Here is an 18,457-nt window from a genome sequence, read left to right as displayed (position 1 = left end):
ACCATTGAGGTGATGTGCCACCCTGCCTTTATAGACAAAATTCTGATGACCAGCGGTTACTGCTATCCACGACTTACTGAGTTGGAAGTATTGACGTCGTCAGCATTAAAGCAATCTATCACCGATCGTGGTTACCGTTTGGGATCGTATTTGGACTGTTAAATTCGAGTTTGTACGAGTGCCAATTAACTTATTAATTTCATTATCAAAAAAGGGTAATAAGTAGCCGCTATTATTACCCTCACCTCTAAAGAACGGGCTATTTTCGCTGACTGACCTTTATCTTCAGTGGCTGATAATACTGCGGATCAAAGGTTGATAGTGACAAATTGACCAAGGTGTTATTGCTATGTATTTCGCTGGCCTCAACGATGCTGATCGTGCTGGCTTTCTCCACCGCATCACATTCGAACTCCGTTGCTGTCTCAACAGAACGAGTGGCATCACTGTCGCCAAAAGGAGGCACATCCAGTGTGCCCTCGCTCAGAGGGTGACCGGTCTTGTCATTAAGCTGTATTGTGACAGATAGATGACCGAATTCTCCGGCACCACCATTATCCAGCCTGAACACCAGTGAGCACATCCCCTGGATCCATATGCTATCAGTATTACGAATACTGATGTAACGCTGTTCTTCGGCCAGGCTGGCCGAATGCCAGCCCAACCCTAAAAACAAACTTGCCAGCAATAGTTTCACTGTCCGTTTCATAAACTGTTTTACTGATCCTGGTTATAGGGTGAGTGTCAATGGATTGCGTTGGTTTGCTTGCAGCTTTCCAACCAGACTGCCGTATCAATCTTGCCATTTTCCAAATATTTCTGCTGATTTTGCCAGTGTGCGGCCAGGAAAGGCTTAAGACCCGTGAGTCGTTTGTTAAGTGTTAGCATTTGCTCGAACACTGAGACTTCACGTTTAAGCCCATCTTGCCCATATAGGGTTGCCGAATCGACCAAACTGCTGGCGTAGTAACCGGTCAGTTGCTGGAGTCTGTCAGATTGCTCGCCCAGCTTGGTTTTACGGGTGGCACAATTTGTATCGCTTGCGTCTTTGTCTTTACACAATAGTTCGTAATTATGATTTAAGAAATCGAGGAATCGGCCGTCATCCTGTAACTTGGTGCATAGGAAGGAGCCTAGGTTTAGGCTGGCACGGATAGACTGAACGCGCTCTTCCTGCTGTTTTTGATTACTGGCACGTAGCTGATTTTCTAACTCTTTTAATTTTTGTTTCAGGGCACCATCGTCGACATGAGAAGCGAGGCTGCTCAGGGCTTTGGCCGTATCTTTTGTTTCATCGGTTTTCTTTTTGTTAGCCTGGTGTTCTGCACCGAGGTTTTCCCAGCTTTTTTCAAGTTGTTTAACTTTATCGGTTGAGGTGATGGTTGGCGCAACCATCACCAGACGCAGGCCCGTTGTTTTACTGGTGAATGGGGTGGCCTGGTCGTAGTAGTTCACTTCTTTACGCGCCGCGCTGCGAATTTCTGTCGGGCCTGAGAGGATGTTACCGCCACGAACAACGTAGCCCCCGGCCTGACCATGTAAGCGGTTTAACTTATTGAGATAAAACGGGGTAAACATCATTTCTGAAATATTACCCAGCATGTCATACAGGCCAAGAGGGTTAGGGTTCAGCAGTCCAATCAGCTGTACTTTGCCGTTGGAAGACTGCGCACCTGAAAACCATTCATAATTCTTAATGTCATCCATGGGGTAGCGCAGATCGCGGAATTCGGCGCTGTTAACTTTCAAACCGCCACGTGCGGCAAACTCCCATTCGACTTCGGTTGGTAGGCGCAAAAAACCAGGATTACCATCTTCTTTCGGCAGCTTATCCGCGGCATTGGTACGCAGCCACTGGTTGTATTTATCGGCGACAGTCACCGCAGCGAACCAGCTCATTCCGGTAGCGGGTAAACTGAGCTTACGTGAAGGAGTGGGGCAGGAGCCTTCCGTCAATGCTTGATATTGCAAGGTGGTAAGTTCGTATTTAGCCATCAGGTAATAACGTCCCTTACCTTTTTTCGCCTCAGCGAAGCTTCCAGCAATAAAAGCAGGATAACTATGTTCGATGACGCCCCAGTCTCCACCATCCTGACCCAGCGTAATGGGCATATCATCAAGAGGCTCCGCCATGGGGATCTCGACCCGACGGAAAACCATTGAGCCTTCACAGGGCATAGGTAAGACGATATCTTCGTCATCCGGCTTGGGATTCCAGGTATTCACAGCCCAGGGTTCCGCCAGTGCAGAAGATACATTGGCGAGTAGGCCGAGAGCTAACCAGTACGGCAGTGAGGAAGGCGTTAAGGTCACAAACAATCTCCGCTAATCAATAAGTTGACTGAAAAATGAGGAGGCAGGCTCACACCTCGCGCAGGCTTTGCGCAGGTTCAATAATAATGGCCCGATAAGCCCCAATACTGGCAACCAGTAGTGCCACAACAACTGTGATGGCCATTGCCAGGAAGCTATGCCCTAAGGTGATTTTACAAAGCATCTGGTCGGTCGCCTGACTACCGGCTAACACCCGGTTAAAAATCTGACTGGCGATAAGATAGATGCTGTAGCCACCGACATAAGCCAGCAGACTAAGCAAGCAGCCTTGTAATATCACGTATCCCCCCACCGCTGTGCTGGTGAAACCCAGAAGACGCAGTACGGCAATGTGTTTACGTTTGCGATCAACGTTGGCGATAAATGAACCGATGAGAGAGGCAATACAACCAATAAGTGCAGTGGCTGCAATGGTATTAAAAATAACGCCCAGCACTCGGTTGATACTTTTCACATTTTCAATATCCGCCAGTCGGCTGGTGGTTTCGATGCGTTGTGCCCGTAGGTCGCTCTCAAGGCTGGCAACATAGTCGATACTTTTGGCATACAGCCTGGCGCGGGCATAAAGCGGTGGTTTGGCACTTATTGGCTGGCCGCTGGTCACACCAAGGGCTGAGATAGCGTAGCCGTCTCTGAAATGCTCAAGCATCAGGAGCAGAGTCGGCTGGGTAAATATGGCCGCCCGGTTGAAATAGGTGGCCGGTAATATGCCGACAACAGTCAGATCTTTACGCCCCCATTCCCGGCGCTCTTCAAGCTGACGGCTCACGCGCAGGGTGAGGGTATCACCGACGTTGACTGCAAGTTTTCGTGCGGCTTCTTGGGTTAAGATGATCTCATTTTCATGCTGGATCTCAAGCTTACCTAACAGTGGGTCACCGATATCGGTTGGAATCACTTCGGCATTTTCGATGAAATGGCTGCTGTCCACCTGTAGGTCAGCAAGGGTATTGAGCGAACGTGTCTGCCCAATTGCAAAGCCTACGTCAGGGCGCTGACGTAACTGTTCTACCCAACCTTGATCATAACTGCCACTACTCAGCATTCTGATTTCCAAATTACGGGGATCATTGGCCAAGTCATCCTGCAACTGGCTGATAATGCCAAACCGTAAACCGAACAGCAGTAATAGTGGGGCTATAACCGCGACCAGAGAGGAAACAATACAAAAAGAGATAATGCGATCGTGCCACAGATCTTGCAGTGCCAGGCGGCTCAGCAACAGGGGGCGATTAAAGGACAAAGTGGGTACCCCTCTTGGCTTGTGCTTCAGGCAGGTCAGATGCACCTAAGTCAAGACGGGCAACTAAACAAGGTAAATTGAAACGTTGCACCAGCGGCCAGTCATGACAGACAACCAGCGCCATCATGCCTTCCTGAGCAACCAGGTCGATAAACAGGCTAAATAGCTGCTGTGCATTGTAGGGATCAAGTGCGGCAGTGGGTTCGTCGGCCAGCACCACTCCAGGGCGGTGCATAATGGCACGAGCAAATGCGGTTCTCTGTCTTTCACCGAATGACAATTGCGCCGGGTACTTACTTAGTAGTGGGCCAAGCTTCAGGGCATCAATGACCCTGCTCAGCATGGCTTTATCCGGAACTATGTCAAGCAACTGGCACGGAAGCCGTATGTTGTCCTGCACGTTCAGAAAGGGAAGCAGACCACCATTTTGCAGTATAAATCCCAGATGGCGGGCGCGAATATCGGCCAGTTTCGCTTGCTGATTGTGATTGAGAAGTGTGGCAACATCGAGTGGTTTTTCATCATACAACTCGAAACGCCCGATGCTGGCAGGGCGCAGCAATAAGCCAATCGCTTCGAGTAGTGTACTTTTGCCACAACCGCTTTCACCGGTGACGGCCACTATCTGACCAGGCCGCAGAGTAAGCTGCGGCAGATAGACATGATGAGCCTGAGCGCCCTGGCCACGTACAACACACAAATTGTCTATGTATAGCATCAGGGCATCATTTCCAGCGGTACCGGGTAGACGCGATCTCGGGGATCGCTGCCTTTGGCTAGTTCAACCCAGCGATCAACATCGGCATTATATTTCTGGTAATGGCGCAGCTTGGCCGAAAGGGTGCGGATAAATTTCTCTTGCGACAAGCCATCCCAGCTTTTCCATGTCTCTTCATCAAGATTCAGGACGTCGCTGCGATAAGGTAGATCAGCAAGATATTCTCCTAACACACCGAGATCGTTGATTTTGGCATTTCCTTGCTGCTTTAACTGGTTAGGATCGGCACCCATGGTGGCGGCGACAGTGCGTAAGCGCTCAAACATTTTATCCGGCGAGATCATGCCTTCGTTAGCTGCTTGTAGGATCTGACTCACCACATCGCTCAGATCACTCAGTTGCCCCTTAGTCAGCAGTACGCGAACATCTGTGGTTGGGATGTTTTGCTTGATAAGGTCACGGTCGCTGATCCAGGCCTTAAATACCAGCGGTGCCTGGGTATCATTCTTTTTACCCAGCCAGGCCAGTTGCATGGCATGACCAATCAGTGCGGTATCTCCCAGCAATTTCTCCTCTGATGTCGATTTTTTTCCATCATCTTTAGCAAAGAGTGCACTGCCGATTGCCGGATCACCCATATAGGCAGACTTGACCTGCTCAGTGATAGCGCTCGCCAGTGTATCAACCTGCTGACCAAAGGTTTTCAGGTCACCGGCATCGACGGACTGGTAAAGGTTGGATTGTGTGCTGTCAAAGTTGGAGAGATCCCGGTACTGGCCTTCAGCCTTTGCATGGTCGTTTTTACCTGATGCAGTCTTCAGGTGCAGGGTATAAATAGCAATACCTCTGTTGCCTGCCTCGAGGCGCAACTGTTTGGCATCAAGACCCGTGGCTGACAGTTTGTTGCTGCCCTCAATGGCACCCGCGTCGGTGATTAAGACGATGTAACGTGCACCGAAAGGACTCCAGTCAATATTATCGATAGCAGACAGTACACCGGCATAAGCATCTTCATCGTACAGAGAGCTGGATACTTTGGCTTCTTTCAGGCCTGCGATTTTTTTCAGGAAATCCTCGCCATCTTTCACCTGATTGGGGTCGGCGAAGACCTTCGAGGTGTATTCCAGACCAGGCACTGCTTTAGTATTTGAGCGAAATGAAACCAGACCAAACTTAACCTGTTCTTGCAGGTGTTCCTGTTTAATTTTGTCGTAAATTTTGTTGACCGCTTCCTTCGTTCGCTCGATGTATGGGCCCATTGAAATGGTTGAGTCGATAACGAAAACTACCGTGGCATTAAAACCTTTAAGCTGGTTGATATCATCGCCCTGTTTGGCGTTGGGATCAGCCTTGCTAACGGAGGCTACGTTGAGTAAACGGGTGTAGAATCCACTTTCTGTCATCACCTCTTCACCGCTGAGGATCGGCAGCAGGTAGAACTGCTTTTGCAGATCAACAAAATATTCTGGTTCCTGAGCCAGAACGCCATCGGCACTGCCGTCGCGTTTCAGATGGGCGCGTAGTGGTGCAACTACCGAGACAGGGTCGGGAGCGGAGAGAATATCATCCAGGCTTTTTTTATCGTTGAAAAACACCAGCCGGTCACGGTTCGCAGGGTTGGTAAAGGCCAGGGTTAGCTGCATTTTCCAGTCAACGGTGCATGACTGCGGTAACCAGCCAATGGTTTTGCCATAGCTGTCAGGCCCAATATTGAGCCAACTTTGCCCATTCACATCCGCTTTTTGATAAACATAAAAGCTGCTAAACGCTGGTTGTAATTCACCTTTATCATCGCCAGCCGCTGTGCCCAGTTTGCAGCCCGGTGTGGTCAAAACCCTTTGAAATAAGGTTTTCTTTCCTTCTTGCAACAGTGGTTTTTCGCCCTCAACTGCAAATACCTGACTTGCGAAAAGCAGGCCACATAAAGGCAGGGTCAGTCGAAGAAAATGCGTTTTCATCATTTTCTAAGCTCCTCAAGACGTTGTTTCGCTTTTTGGTTGCTCGGATCGGTTTGCAGTACAGTTTCATACCAGTAAACAGCAGTATCTGGATCTGCGGTTTTGAAACACTCGTTTGGCTTATGACCCTGCGGATCGTATTCACCGGCATAAGCGAGAGCGACCTTAATATCGCCTCCCTGAGCACGGTTGGCATACAGGCGCTGGGCCACACCGCATTTATTGGCATCTTTAGCCGCCTGAATAATGGTCAGCAACTTGTCACTGTCGAGCTTCTGTTGCACGCAGTTCTGCACAAAATCCAGCTCACTCTGGCTTACCATATTAGTAGGCGAACACTCGCTGACATTGGATTTGGCTTCTGGTGCAGCTGTAATTGCCGGAGTTTCCGGTTGTTTGTCCACAGCAGCGGGCTGAGTAGTATTACTGTCCCGATCCATAAACCACCATAGCGCTCCGGCGGCAATCAGCAGCACCAGCAATCCGGTAGCGATCATCGGAATAAGGGAACTGCTGCGTTTGGGCTGAGGTGGTGCAGGTGCCGGGATCGGTTCTGCTGGTGTTGGCTCAGGTTCTGCTACCGGAACAGACTCTGGTGCTGGAGTTGGTGTGGTCAATAGGGTACTACCGCTGTAGTTGCCAGTTTGTCCACGAGCATCGGATGAGAACAACTCATCGCGTACCAGTTGTAGTGTCGTACTGCGGGTTTCACCCGATGTCAGTTGGACCTGAATTTGTACCTGGCTTGCTCTCTCCAACAGTGGGTCGAGGATGGTCGGGCCAATACGAAAACCGCTACCATTGTTAAACGGATAACCGCCATCGATGGTAAACCAGTGCGGAGCTGAGCTCCAGCTGTTGTCAGGTTGCAGATAGTTTTGCTCATTGTTGCAAAGACTAAAGGTCAGGTTTGACAGCTCGGCCTGTTCGCCACGCAGGCGAATCATCAATTGCGCAGTACCCGGCTCAGATGGTTGGCAGGGGACGATTTTTGCTAGCATGACAAGTTCTCTTGTTTCATTTGGCCGATGATTTGGCCAAGTTGGCGGTTATGTTCAAAGGAGATGTCGCGGGTGGCACTATGGCCCGCATTGTCCAGGATGATTGTCATTAATGCTGATAACCAGTCCCCCATATAGGCGACACCTGGCTGCGGGGTGACAGAGGCCAGCTGTGGCAGTTCATTACTGGCAAGGGAGGTCTGACGGGCAAAGACTTTCTGCTTCTCCCCCACATAGCTATTGGGGATGTGCTCTTCTGGCAAAGAGAGGTAGCCAAACCAGGCAATAAAGTCGCGGATGGTCAGTTGAGCACGCAGAACCTGGCGGGCCTTCAACTGACTACGGAGCGTGTCTGCCTGCTCCTGTCCTGACAGAGCGTGTTTCAATTTACCCTCAAGATCCAGACGCGTGGCCGCAGTGATCAGCTCTTCGCACAACAGATTGATCATCTCGCTGTTCATTCCCAGTTGTTGCCATTGAGTGATTTGCTGCGACAATTCTCTCAAGTGCGCCACCCAGGCTTTGAATACCTGATGGGCGAATTCGTCATCCCGACCTATGCGTTCTGGTGCGGGGGCGGATTCAACAACGACGGTCTGATCACCAACAGGTGTATTGCCGAAAGGATTGCTGGCAAAGGGGTTACTGCCAAAAGGATTGGTAGCAAAGACATTCTGCGGACGCTGTTCAGCGCCAGCTTGCGGCTCTTGATCCTGATTACGAATACTCAGATAGATATTGTGTAGCTTTTGGGAAGGCAGATCCAGACAGCTGATCATCTCACCCAAGCTATGTGGGTAGGCGGACAAACCTTGCCACAGATCTTTGGCAATGGCTTGTTTTTTAACGATCTGGCCGTCACCGTCTTGTTCGTGCCAACGACCAAGGTGTTGATCACCGGTTTCGTGTCGGCATTGCAGTAACTGTTCACGCAGACGCTGCAATTTAAACTCCAGATGGGCGACACCGCGTAAAGCCCCAGTCAGGCGGGAAATCCCCCCATCGTTGAGCTTAAGCATCTCCAGCCACGCTTCTTGCGGCTCGGCAATGTGATGGCGTACGTGATTGCCAGTGATAAAGACACGGCCCATGGTGTCGAGTACATCACGATAGCGTTCAGCGAGAGCCACTTCTTTAAGGCTCTCCTGACCGGGTACATTTTCAAGGGTCAGGAAGGGGTTATCCATACCCGGTTTACGAACCAGGAAGCAGTTATCAAATGGTTTGCCTGGTGACCACTCTTTTAACCAGTCGTACTGGGCAAAACGTTCCAGCAGAGTCATATGCAGCATGCCTTCCCAAGCCTCTTTTAACTGACTTTCGGTTTTTTTCAGATTGTCAGCGATGCGCATATCACACATGGTAATGGCCCAGAACAAGCCTGCTTTGCTTTTCTCGCGCTCCTCTGCGGTTTTGCCTTGCGTCTTCTCCACCCAGCGCGTGAGTACAGGGCCAACATCAGAAACATCGCTCTGTTTAAACGAGCTGGCGCACACCACCAGGGCATTCATCTCTTGGTTATCGGTGTAGCGCTCAAAAAGGTAAGCGACTTTGCCGCGTAGCAACAGTTGCGATACCGGATTCTGACCATCTTGAGCCGCATCTTTCAGGGCGAGGAGCTTGAGCCGCCCGCGATAGCCGGGGAAGTCGAGTAAGTCGACCTGCTCCATCACACTATTATTGGTGACTTCTGCCAGCGGGAAAATAAGCTCAGAGGTCAACGCCGCCAGCTCAGCTTGCGACAAAGTGGCGCTACCTGTTTGCTGATTCTCTTTCCAGAAGCGTATTTCGACGGTGCGATCCTGATTCGAACCGAGACGATTCAGGCTGTCGACATTCATAATGCTGCCGCTGCTGTGATCGATAAGTGTTTCTAAGGGGGCAAACACCATTTGGGCGTGGTTCAGTTTCGCGAGCACATTTGCCAGTGAACGATAGGTTTCGGTTAGCTCAGGTTGCTCACCCCACAGCAGGGAGAAGAGGTCGGCACGTTCGTGTGAGTTGAGCGCGGGGGCGATTTTAAGCACTTGCGGCCACCAGGCGTGCTCCAGCTTCTCGACTGATTTTTTGAATGACGCGTTGAGATAATCCCACAGCGCCACCACGTCCTCACTGCTGACGCCATTATTGGCACTCGCCTGACCTGCACGTTGCAGGAAAGGACGCAGGCGCTCTTCAATACGGTTCTCGTCAATTTTATAATTCAGGTGCTCGTGGTTGAAATCGTTAAACCAAGTGTTGGCGAGGATTTTTGCCAGATCAATTTCACTAAACAGGCGTAAAGGGATCGGGTAACCCGCCGGGGCATCGGGCGCGTGTCGGGTAAAACGAGTGACCAAGCCGGTCGCCTCTTTACCCCCGCCGACTGGATTGACCTCTTTAATAAAATCAACCACCTGGGTGCCATAGCGCGCTTCCAACTCGCCATTGCTACCCGCCGCTAATGCGGAGATAAGATAGGACTTACCCGCCTGCGAGATACCGAAGAAACCCACCGTCATCGGGGTGGTGGAGACTTGAGTGAGGCTATTGGCCAAATTGCGCGTGCGCAGCAAACTTAGGTTGAGATTGTCTGCTTCGTTGTCCAGGCGGCGAGAGCTGGTTCGCACGCTATTAACCCAACCCAGTGCATCCTGGCACCCCTGAGCGATGGCAGCCCAACCTTGTTGCAGAGTATTTTGATCGTTGTTCATTATTTTTTCACACTCCCGCTATCGAGCCAGTGTCGACTGTCAATGAGTCCCGTATCGGGCATGGTATTAAGTTCCAGCTCTAAATCATTCTTGCTGAAAGATTTATCGGTATTGCTGCTCACATGGGCGATGGTTAGACGATCGCTGATTAGCCCTAGTTTTTTGGCGGCTTTTCCTTTATCTCCTTTATCAATTGTCAGCCTGACTTTGAGGTATGGAGAGCCGCTGTCTGTGGAGGTCGCCTTTGAGAATTTTTCACGCCCTGACTCGCTAAAACGTAGGGTGTACAGGGGGGCTGCGGGCCAGCGCTCTGCATCTAACTGGCGATAACCTAAGCGCAGGTCGCCACGCATGACGATGCTTTGCGTTGTTGCCTCTCCCTCTTGCTCCATTACCAATGGCAATTTAATCTGCCCGTCTTCTGATTCGATGTGACGATAGATAACATCGGCATCGTGGATCAGGTTATCCATATCGATGATGCCGATATGGCGAATAGTTGAATAAGGTTTCAGCGCCGAGATTCGGAAATGGAAGTTGGGAATACTGTGGTTAGCACACAACTGCGACAGCATTGCGCCCACTGATGCGGTGCTCTTTGGATCGTCAATATGGCCGTTTTTATGGAACGGATACCAGGTCCCTGTCTGGTAGCCATGCAGTGATAAAATGCGCCCCGGAGGTAATGGCAGGTTGCGACGGACAATAGCCTGAATCCCCGGCAGTTGCGACGGACGACCGGTAAGCAGCAGTAGATCGCAGTGATAACAGGATAAAACTTCGCACAGTGCGGTAAGAACTTTATCGATGTTGAACTTACCTGAGCATAAATCATTGTGCATCTTTGCAAGCGTAAGATTGAGGTTGATGTCAGTCAGTTTGAAGTCATTAGGGCCACCCGCCTTTTGTACTTCCCTGCGTACAAAGCCCTCAACCTCATCACTGATACTGTCAACAGGCAGTAACTCACTAACCCGCTGATTGATCAGTAGATGGGTCTGATCATTCTGCGGATCATATTGCTCATAGCGGGTCAATATGTGCAGAGCTAGTGGCACAAATAGCTGTAAGCTCAGTTGCTGACGCAGTACTGCTTCGGCGGCACTGATATTTTGTGAACCACACAACTGGGACATCAGCGTTTCGACTGTATGCACACCCGCTTCACGTAGTGATAACTCGAAAGCAGGAAGAACGTAGGACTGAATCACATCGAGCAGAATGTCATCGCCTGCGATTTTGAAGCTGTCACGAAAGCGCTGGTGGGGAATGATATGCACATTAGCGCCACCGCCGGACACCCCATTACGATCCAGTCGATAGTCGGTGATGACCAGATCCGTTGTGCCACCGCCGATATCAATTGACGCAATGGTGATGGTTTCCCGCTCTTTACGATCCGGGCGACCCAAGGTATCGAAAAACACCTCAGGGTGACCGGCGAAGTTCTGGTTGATCTCGGTATAGAGATACACCAGTTGAGCACAGGAGGCTTCGTCCCATTCCACGCGAATTTTAGGCAGTGGGATCTTGAGATTCCCTTTGTTGTGCTCTTCGTTTCCATCGGCATAAGGATCATTCTCGCCAGTATGCCAGCGCAGAGATTTCCACACTAAACCAACGGCCTGACGCATTCTTTCATCAAGAATACAGCGTTCTGCCATCGGCAGACCCGGTGGAACCGTCAGAATAATATGCCGAAGTTGACGAGGGAGACCGGCATGTCCTTCACGAATGCGCTGTTCCGGGCTATTGATCTGACTGATGGCTTGGGTCAATACCTCCGACAACATAAAGGTCATCAGCGAACTGCGTGAGTAGCGTGGCGTGAAGACTGGAATACGATCCATCTCGTCTTCAATGGTGTGCAGTGCCTCGCCTTTTTCATCAATTAAATTGGCAAAGGGGGCGGCAGTGGCGAGGGGGTTGGTATCCTGTACATAGCTGCCGTTGAAGCGCCAGCCCTGACCATAAAATTTCTCATCCCACAGGTAGCGTTTTGGACTGGATAGCCCGGTAGAGCCTTCACTTCCCCGACGGCGTGAAGCTAAACGGCTAGCTTCCCTACCAATGCGGGCTATCGTCGGCCACTGGAACGCGTCGTGGCGGCCGCTGCGCACCGAGCAGTGGTCTTTGCCAAAAAATGCCTGCGAGAACTCAACCTTACTTTCAAAGGGATCGGTATAGATATGTTCAGGAGCACTAAGATCGCGCAGTTTCAGCACATAATTGTGCATTAAGCCGGATCCTGACTGCCCGTGATCTTCAATTAAAATGCCACAGGTACGAGAGTTACCGACATCAAGGATCAGATCGACCGGGATAGGTTTAATGGCGTTAACTTCCCGATTGGCGATCACCTTAAATTGTGGCAGTTCAACCGATGGCTCAGTCTGGGTTTGTAGACCTTCCAGCGGAATAGCCATTAACGACAGCAAATTGAGATAGTGCGCCAGTGGATATTGTTGGGCTATCTCATCTTCGCGCTCATCGATGTCCCGGCCTTTGCTGGCTTCTTTAAATACTTCGATCAGCCAGTCTTTTACCCAGTCCTGGGTCAAATACCAGTTGAGTGCATAGGTGGCGGTTGCCACTGCAAAGGTAGCTCCTGCATTCACATCCTCATGATTAGGACTGAGGTCGGCTGCCGATTGCTGTTTTGCCATGATTCGGGTATCGATAGCCAGCGTCATACGGTGGCTATGGCCATCTATATCGGGTTCAGGCAGTTTCACTATCCGAAAACGAGCCCAGTTCAGTGGCCCTTCCTGGTAAATATTCGGCAGGCTAAAACGAAATAGGGGGAGAGGCAGCCAGGCACTGTCCAGTAATTTAAGACTCTGCTCGGTAGGAACGTCGTATTGGCTTTTGGCTTTCTCAATATTGTCAGGCGTCGGCTGATAGAAATAGTAATCACGCTGCTCGTTGTAAATCAGACGAGTGAGCACGCCGTTCGCGAGTTTGACAAATTCACCCGCAGGTTGGCGTTTGAGGTTTAAGCCAAAATCCATAAACTGAATTCCGGAGTCACCGACCAAGGTGATCTGACGATCAAAAGAAACAATCTCAGGCAACATAATGTAATTCGTCCCTGTTTAAGTATTGGGTTGAAGCATACGAATGGGAAAAGTTTTATCCCCATCATTGTTGCCGACACAATCGGCGTGACCAGACGCAGGCGACTTGCACTCTATTTGGGGGCCAATAAAGTTTGAGCCATCGCTACATTTCATTTGTTCGGGATTCGTAATGTTGAGTGCACCTTGTTGTACACTTCCTCTGGCTGCGCCGGTGCAGGTTACGCCATTGGACTGACGTACGCTGACCGTGCCATTGCCTTGGTCAAAGTTGTATTGCAACTGCAACGGGCGGCCAGTGAATTTGTCCTGAATACCGCCATTGACCCGCCATTGTCCGTTAAGAAACTGAGCTGGGCCATCAGGCAAAGCGGTGGGAAGCGTTAGCGGTTCGCCCTGAGTGGGGATAACTGGCGGCATGGTATGAGGGACAACTGCAGGTTTTTGAGACTCTTTGTCTTGCATCTCAGGAGTGGCGGGAGGAACAGCATCAGCCGCAGGTTCGCTACCTGGGACTTCGCTATTGCTTACCGGCTCCTGCGTCTTGCTGGCAGTATCTGTTGCCTCTAGGGTGGGAGCGTTAGCCGTCGCAGAATCACCCGCCGCATGTGCGTGTGCGCTATCCAGAGTCTGATTTGTATCAGCTGAACTTTCTACCGGTACACTGGTGGCTGCGTTCGTTTCACCGGCTGTCATCGGAACATTTACGCTGGGGCTTACAAGAGGATTTCCGTCTAAGACTTGGTTATTTTGGGTATCGCTGGCTGGCTGTCTGAGGTTTTTCTCACCAGAGAATCCCGGTAGACCAGGAAGTGAAAGAGACGGAACGCAACCACGCAGCAATCCCAGTAGCAGGGCAAGAAAAAGCAGGGCGAAGAGTAACCAGAGTAACCAGCGCCAGCTCCAACGCCGGGTGCGCGTAACGCTCTCGGTTGTGTGGATTGTGGGGGATGCCAGTTGCGCCATCGGCTGAGCTAATGGGGCAATGGGAGTTTGCACCGGCACTGAGGAGGCTTGCAGCCAGTGCATGGGGTTGCGCTGCTCGCCGGTTGGGTGAAGAAAGCCCCAGAAAGTTATCACCAGCACCCCGTTAACCAGATAAAGAAATTCATCATCGGGGAAGTGGACAACTGATTTTAATAACTGCGCAAACACCTGGCGATCGCCGCCGGCGCCACTTTTTTCTGCATTAAGCATCTGCTCGCTTAATGCTTGTACCGCTATCTGGAATTCGTCGAATTGCTGACGTGCGGAGGCACGTTCGCTTTCAGTTGCACCGCCCCATGGGATGACATCACCGGCAAAACTGCTGTACCAATCGGTCCGATCTCCACCTTGGTCATTTTGCGGAACGGCAAGATGTCGGGCCAGGTCGCGTCCGGCATCAAGGCGGTAGATGGCTTCACGTAGCTGAAATGCCATCTTAAACACAGGATAGCCAGTTTCACCCAGCGCCTTAAACGAAGAGTTATTTCCGGTACGTAACAGTGGTCCCTGAATCGAATTTCGCATTGTCTAAACCTTGTAGGGCTGTTAATTAATGCTAGTCATATAAATGTGGCTAATTTTTGCTCGCACCAGGTGTCCATTCAAAGCCCCAGCCATAATGCTTATCCAGTGATTGCCGATCGCGGTAGAAACTGTTGAGCCGTTCAACTTTGAGGTCGCCATCAACGTTCTTTAATCGTGCGATTGCCGCGACATTATTGAGTTCACTTCCATTAACCAACATAGAGCTGATTGGCGGCTGGCCCGGGACATAGATAGTGATAGTGGCATCGGTACCTTGCCAGTTATCTGTACCACCGTAGATGAAGCTATAAATCAGCACTTCATCAATTCCCTGCCATTGACTACCGTTGATAAAGAGCCATTCGCCATCTTGGTCGTCGCCCCCACGCAGATCTTTTTGCAACAACATAAATGGCAGTTTGTCGTAGTTGCCAAGAAGTTTACTGAGCGCCTCAACCCCACCTTTCTTGCCGTTTTTGAAACGAACAAATGCGGCAATATCCAGATCCACAGGTTCTTTATGTTGACCCTGTTGCCAGGTCAGATTGACCTTAATTCGCCCGAAGTCCTTTCTTTTTTCGAGATTGATACTCGGGTTATCCTGCGTTAACTGGGTGTTTTTGGGCGAGGTGTTGGTCATTGCTGACGGCGTTTCGCTCTGCACAGGAAGGACAGCAACAGGGCGGTTATGGCAGGTAAACCACCACCAGGCGAGTGCCAGCAAGAGCAATAATAACAACAGTAGCCACGGCAGGAATCGCCGCTGCCAGGGCGCCACTGCCACCGTAGCAGGGGATTCTTGTACCGGTATGGCCCAGTTGATTAATACGGGTTCACCACCGACGCTATAACAGGTCAGTTCCTGTGAATGGGTGAGCAGCGTTTGCAACGCCTGAGCTGATTTCGCATCCCCACGAGCTTTAAGCTGTTCAATCAAGCCAGCAACAGTATCCTGATACAGCTGGCGTTTGCTCTGGATCTTGAGTTGTTCAGTGTCGCTCAGTGCTGACTGCGGAGTTGCCAGCCCTTGCCGCTCTGTCCACCACTCCAGATTACCTTCGGCGCTACGACGTGCGGTCGCATAAAGTAGCGCAAGAGAAGGGGGAAGATGACGGTGGATAATAGCGACCGTTTCCTCATAGGCGGCGAGGGTAGAATTATCAATTGGCGCTGATCTTGTTAGTCGTTGCATAGCCCAGATTCATTGTTGTTGTCATTAGCATCAGACACTGATCAGCAAAGTGGCAGCCATAAAGGCGGCCACGCCAACGGCGCTTTTAATTAAGCGCGTTAGCTTGCTCAAGTATTGCGACTCTTTTTTGGGCTTCAGCAATTTTCTTCTCAATAGCGGCAATTTCATTGGCGCTATTGGCTTTCTGAGATTGGTGTTGCAACTCCTGTAGTTGCTTAATTTCTTGCTGGCGCTGCTTGTTATTCACTTTGCTTGACTGGAGTTTTTTAAGTGTCTGTGCCAGTTCAGATTGCGCCGCTGTTAACCTGGCTTGTTCATCTGCCAGCTTCTGGCTTGAGGCTTGCTCCCTTTTTTGGGTATCAGCAAGGTCTTGTTGTGCAATTTTATTGTCCCGTTGGCTTTGCAGTACCTGGCGTTCCTGCGCGTCAACTTTTTGTCTATATCCACCAGATGTTGTGCAGCTCAGCTTGGTAATAAAACTCGGATCCTGAGCATGTAAATCGCAGTCCTGGGGAGATGTGGCGCATCCGGTAAGTAACAACGAAGCGAGTAGTACGTATTTTCTCATGAAGGGACCCATGAATTGAGAATGCTGAATAAAATGTTGGGTACAGCAATAGGTATAAACAGGCCGATAATAATATCGGCCCATAATTATCAGCCCAATGAAATAGCTTGGCGTTGGCTGTATAAACCATTAGCTTCTGATTCCAGAGCGCTAATCTGACTATTAAGTTGGCTATATTCGGTGTTCAGCGTTTTCAGTTGGTTTTTCTCATCTGTACTGGTCGCTTTTTGTTCCTGTAGCGCTACTTTATAAGCAGCACTTTTTTCTTTCATAACCTTGATTTTGTCTTTCATGACTTTGATGTTGGCATCAACCTGCGCCAGTTCTTTATTGGCACTGGCTTTATCAAAGCCAGCATTGTCTTTCTGCAAGCTAATTCTGGTCAGTGTGGCATGGTTATCACTGATAACCTCTTTCATGGCGGCGGTTGTTTTCGCTAAGTCAGCGGTATCTTTGCTGATGTCTTTATCCATTGCCTGTAGGCGATCTGCGGTGGTGGCGTAATCTTTTTTCAGATTGTCCAGATAGTAGTTCGCAGCCATACCAGCAGCACATCCGGCAGCGCCACCCGCTGCGGCTCCGACCAAGACCTTCTTGCCATCTCCAGCCAATGCACCAGCCAGTGCACCAAGACCTGCGCCCGCTAGCGCACCAACGCCACAACCTTGGGCTGCTGAGCTGCTAAAGAACTTGGATTGTTCGTCACTGGTTAAGCGCGGATCAGGTTTGGTGCCAGATAAGAGAGAGCTGCCTGTATTGGCACAGCCACTAAGAAGAAGGCTCAGAGAAACAAGAAGACAGGTTGCACTACGCTTAAACTTATTCGCCATCGTTTTATCCTTAAATTAGCGAATGGAGCAGCGTGGATAAAGTGTGCTGTCCATCGACACTATTACTGTAATAAATTTTTAAAAATTCGGTGCCGCTTGTCACTCTCGCAGCATAAGACTCAATTTATAATCGCTTCAGAGTATGAAAATTTTCAGACCATTGAATTTGTTCTCACATCTTAAAATCACTGAAATATGCATAATGATCCTCAAAGCGTTAGGTGAATATCGGCAGGCAAACTCAAATCTTTAGTACTGGAAAGAAAAATAGCGCTGGGGGGATTTGAACCCGCGTCCGTAATCTCCTAACTTATTGTTAGAGAATGCTTATTTTTATTATTTTTCTGGCGCGTATCCTGTGCGGCTCTTTTGGTGTACTTCCTCTGTCATTCCACTGTATTCCTTCAGGAAAGAACCATAATGTCGGAATAACATCTCTGGCCCCTTGTGGCCCATCTGTCCTGCTAGCCAGAAGAGGTTTGCGCCCTGGCTAATATGCATCGTGGCAAACGTATGTCTGGTCTGATAGGGATTTCGGTACCGGACACCAGCCTTTTTCAAAGTTGGCACCCACGCTTTTTTTCTGATCGCATCAGCACCGGCCCAAGCCTCATTCGTTTTCGGATCATGAAAAACAAACTGATTGAGCATAAAGGTATCTTCTTCGGAGGATTTACCGCGCGGTGTTGGGGTGGTGAATTTCAATTTATGGGCGATCATTACACGCTTTTCTTCCATTGAATTACTCATGCGAGATAAATCAAATTCAATGGTGACTTTACCTTTACCACCGTTATTCAAAACACCTAACGCGGCTGCATTTAAAGCGGCAGATATTTTGTTTTCGAAAATACCGGCATCTAACTCTCCAAGAAACTCCGGTACCACGGTTTTTCTTTCTTCACTCATCGGGGTGACCCTCAGTAATGCAGTTCGCACTGCGTTTGTTTACTCCACACACAGAGAAGCACTCCGATCCGGGGGCTTTATACTGTACAGGTTTAAAGGGATAACCCGTCCGGAGCACTTCTCTGTGTGAAAAGGGCGGCTGGCCTAATCTGGTGTTGGCAGGCGCAGCCGCTAAAGACACAGCACAGCAATGGAACAAGGATGTGATTTCCGGCGCTTATTTCCGGCTGCTGCAATTGCACAGGCTAGCTCTTTGGCAAATCACAATCGGCTGAGCACTTAACAAATGCTCATACGATTGTGAGCCTGGTTACTTCTCCACCTCAGGCGGCGGTGGTATCTTGGGAGTTCTCACACAACCAAGAAGGGACTTAAATGAAACCTATTGATACTGCTAAGCAAATGGCATTTGAATACATCCG

Annotated in this window: 12 protein-coding genes and 3 pseudogenes; 1 reads left to right on the top strand and 14 read right to left on the bottom strand. The window is 50.0% G+C overall.

Annotation, left to right across the window (positions count from 1 at the left end; translation table 11 throughout):
• Window positions 1-162: pseudogene (locus ACNSO8_RS12445) on the top strand (chitooligosaccharide deacetylase); the annotation flags it as partial.
• Between the two features lie 97 nt (window positions 163-259).
• Here the strand turns inward: ACNSO8_RS12445 and ACNSO8_RS12440 are convergent.
• From ACNSO8_RS12440 to ACNSO8_RS12375, 14 genes and pseudogenes are all read right to left on the bottom strand, one after another.
• The gene (locus ACNSO8_RS12440; protein ID WP_050129734.1) at window positions 260-709 is read right to left on the bottom strand and encodes an IrmA family protein; all 450 of its coding nucleotides are present in this window, start codon (window positions 707-709) and stop codon (window positions 260-262) included.
• A gap of 35 nt (window positions 710-744) precedes the next feature.
• Entirely contained in the window at window positions 745-2,313 is a 1,569-nt protein-coding gene (locus tag ACNSO8_RS12435) for an SUMF1/EgtB/PvdO family nonheme iron enzyme (RefSeq protein WP_172654891.1), read from the bottom strand.
• 49 nt (window positions 2,314-2,362) lie between these two features.
• The gene (locus tag ACNSO8_RS12430) at window positions 2,363-3,577 is read right to left on the bottom strand and encodes an ABC transporter permease (protein WP_046050389.1); all 1,215 of its coding nucleotides are present in this window, start codon (window positions 3,575-3,577) and stop codon (window positions 2,363-2,365) included.
• Window positions 3,567-4,295, bottom strand: coding sequence for an ABC transporter ATP-binding protein (locus ACNSO8_RS12425; RefSeq protein ID WP_172654890.1), 729 nt, complete (start codon window positions 4,293-4,295; stop codon window positions 3,567-3,569). The genes ACNSO8_RS12430 and ACNSO8_RS12425 overlap by 11 nt, the downstream gene beginning before the upstream one ends.
• A complete protein-coding gene (locus ACNSO8_RS12420) occupies window positions 4,295-6,256 on the bottom strand; it encodes a vWA domain-containing protein (protein WP_411918505.1) in 1,962 nt (653 codons plus the stop codon). The genes ACNSO8_RS12425 and ACNSO8_RS12420 overlap by 1 nt, the downstream gene beginning before the upstream one ends.
• A complete protein-coding gene (locus tag ACNSO8_RS12415) occupies window positions 6,253-7,254 on the bottom strand; it encodes a hypothetical protein (RefSeq protein ID WP_418394797.1) in 1,002 nt (333 codons plus the stop codon). Before ACNSO8_RS12415 ends, ACNSO8_RS12420 begins: the two co-directional genes overlap by 4 nt.
• Window positions 7,248-9,947: a virulence factor SrfC family protein gene (locus ACNSO8_RS12410; protein ID WP_418394796.1), complete on the bottom strand. Its 2,700-nt coding sequence runs from the start codon at window positions 9,945-9,947 to the stop codon at window positions 7,248-7,250. The genes ACNSO8_RS12415 and ACNSO8_RS12410 overlap by 7 nt, the downstream gene beginning before the upstream one ends.
• On the bottom strand, window positions 9,947-13,024 hold the full coding sequence (locus tag ACNSO8_RS12405) for a virulence factor SrfB (RefSeq protein WP_050122175.1): 3,078 nt from the start codon (window positions 13,022-13,024) through the stop codon (window positions 9,947-9,949). The genes ACNSO8_RS12410 and ACNSO8_RS12405 overlap by 1 nt, the downstream gene beginning before the upstream one ends.
• 18 nt (window positions 13,025-13,042) lie before the next feature.
• The gene (locus ACNSO8_RS12400) at window positions 13,043-14,536 is read right to left on the bottom strand and encodes an SrfA family protein (protein ID WP_172654888.1); all 1,494 of its coding nucleotides are present in this window, start codon (window positions 14,534-14,536) and stop codon (window positions 13,043-13,045) included.
• 49 nt (window positions 14,537-14,585) lie between these two features.
• A complete protein-coding gene (locus ACNSO8_RS12395) occupies window positions 14,586-15,728 on the bottom strand; it encodes a tellurite resistance domain protein (protein ID WP_418394795.1) in 1,143 nt (380 codons plus the stop codon).
• A gap of 85 nt (window positions 15,729-15,813) precedes the next feature.
• A complete protein-coding gene (locus tag ACNSO8_RS12390; RefSeq protein WP_418394794.1) occupies window positions 15,814-16,296 on the bottom strand; it encodes a hypothetical protein in 483 nt (160 codons plus the stop codon).
• An 89-nt stretch (window positions 16,297-16,385) separates the two neighbouring features.
• Window positions 16,386-17,126, bottom strand: a complete 741-nt coding sequence (locus tag ACNSO8_RS12385; protein ID WP_019083821.1) for a hypothetical protein — start codon at window positions 17,124-17,126, stop codon at window positions 16,386-16,388.
• Window positions 17,127-17,462: 336 nt separating this feature from the next.
• Window positions 17,463-17,786: pseudogene (locus ACNSO8_RS12380) on the bottom strand (integrase); the annotation flags it as partial.
• Window positions 17,781-18,035: pseudogene (locus tag ACNSO8_RS12375) on the bottom strand (hypothetical protein); the annotation flags it as partial. The pseudogenes ACNSO8_RS12380 and ACNSO8_RS12375, both read right to left, overlap by 6 nt.
• Window positions 18,036-18,457: the final 422 nt, after the last annotated feature.

The organism is Yersinia sp. LJYL362 (genome assembly GCF_048323875.1).
The sequence above is the reverse complement of the archived record's forward strand: the minus strand, read 5'-3'. Positions and strand labels throughout refer to the sequence as shown.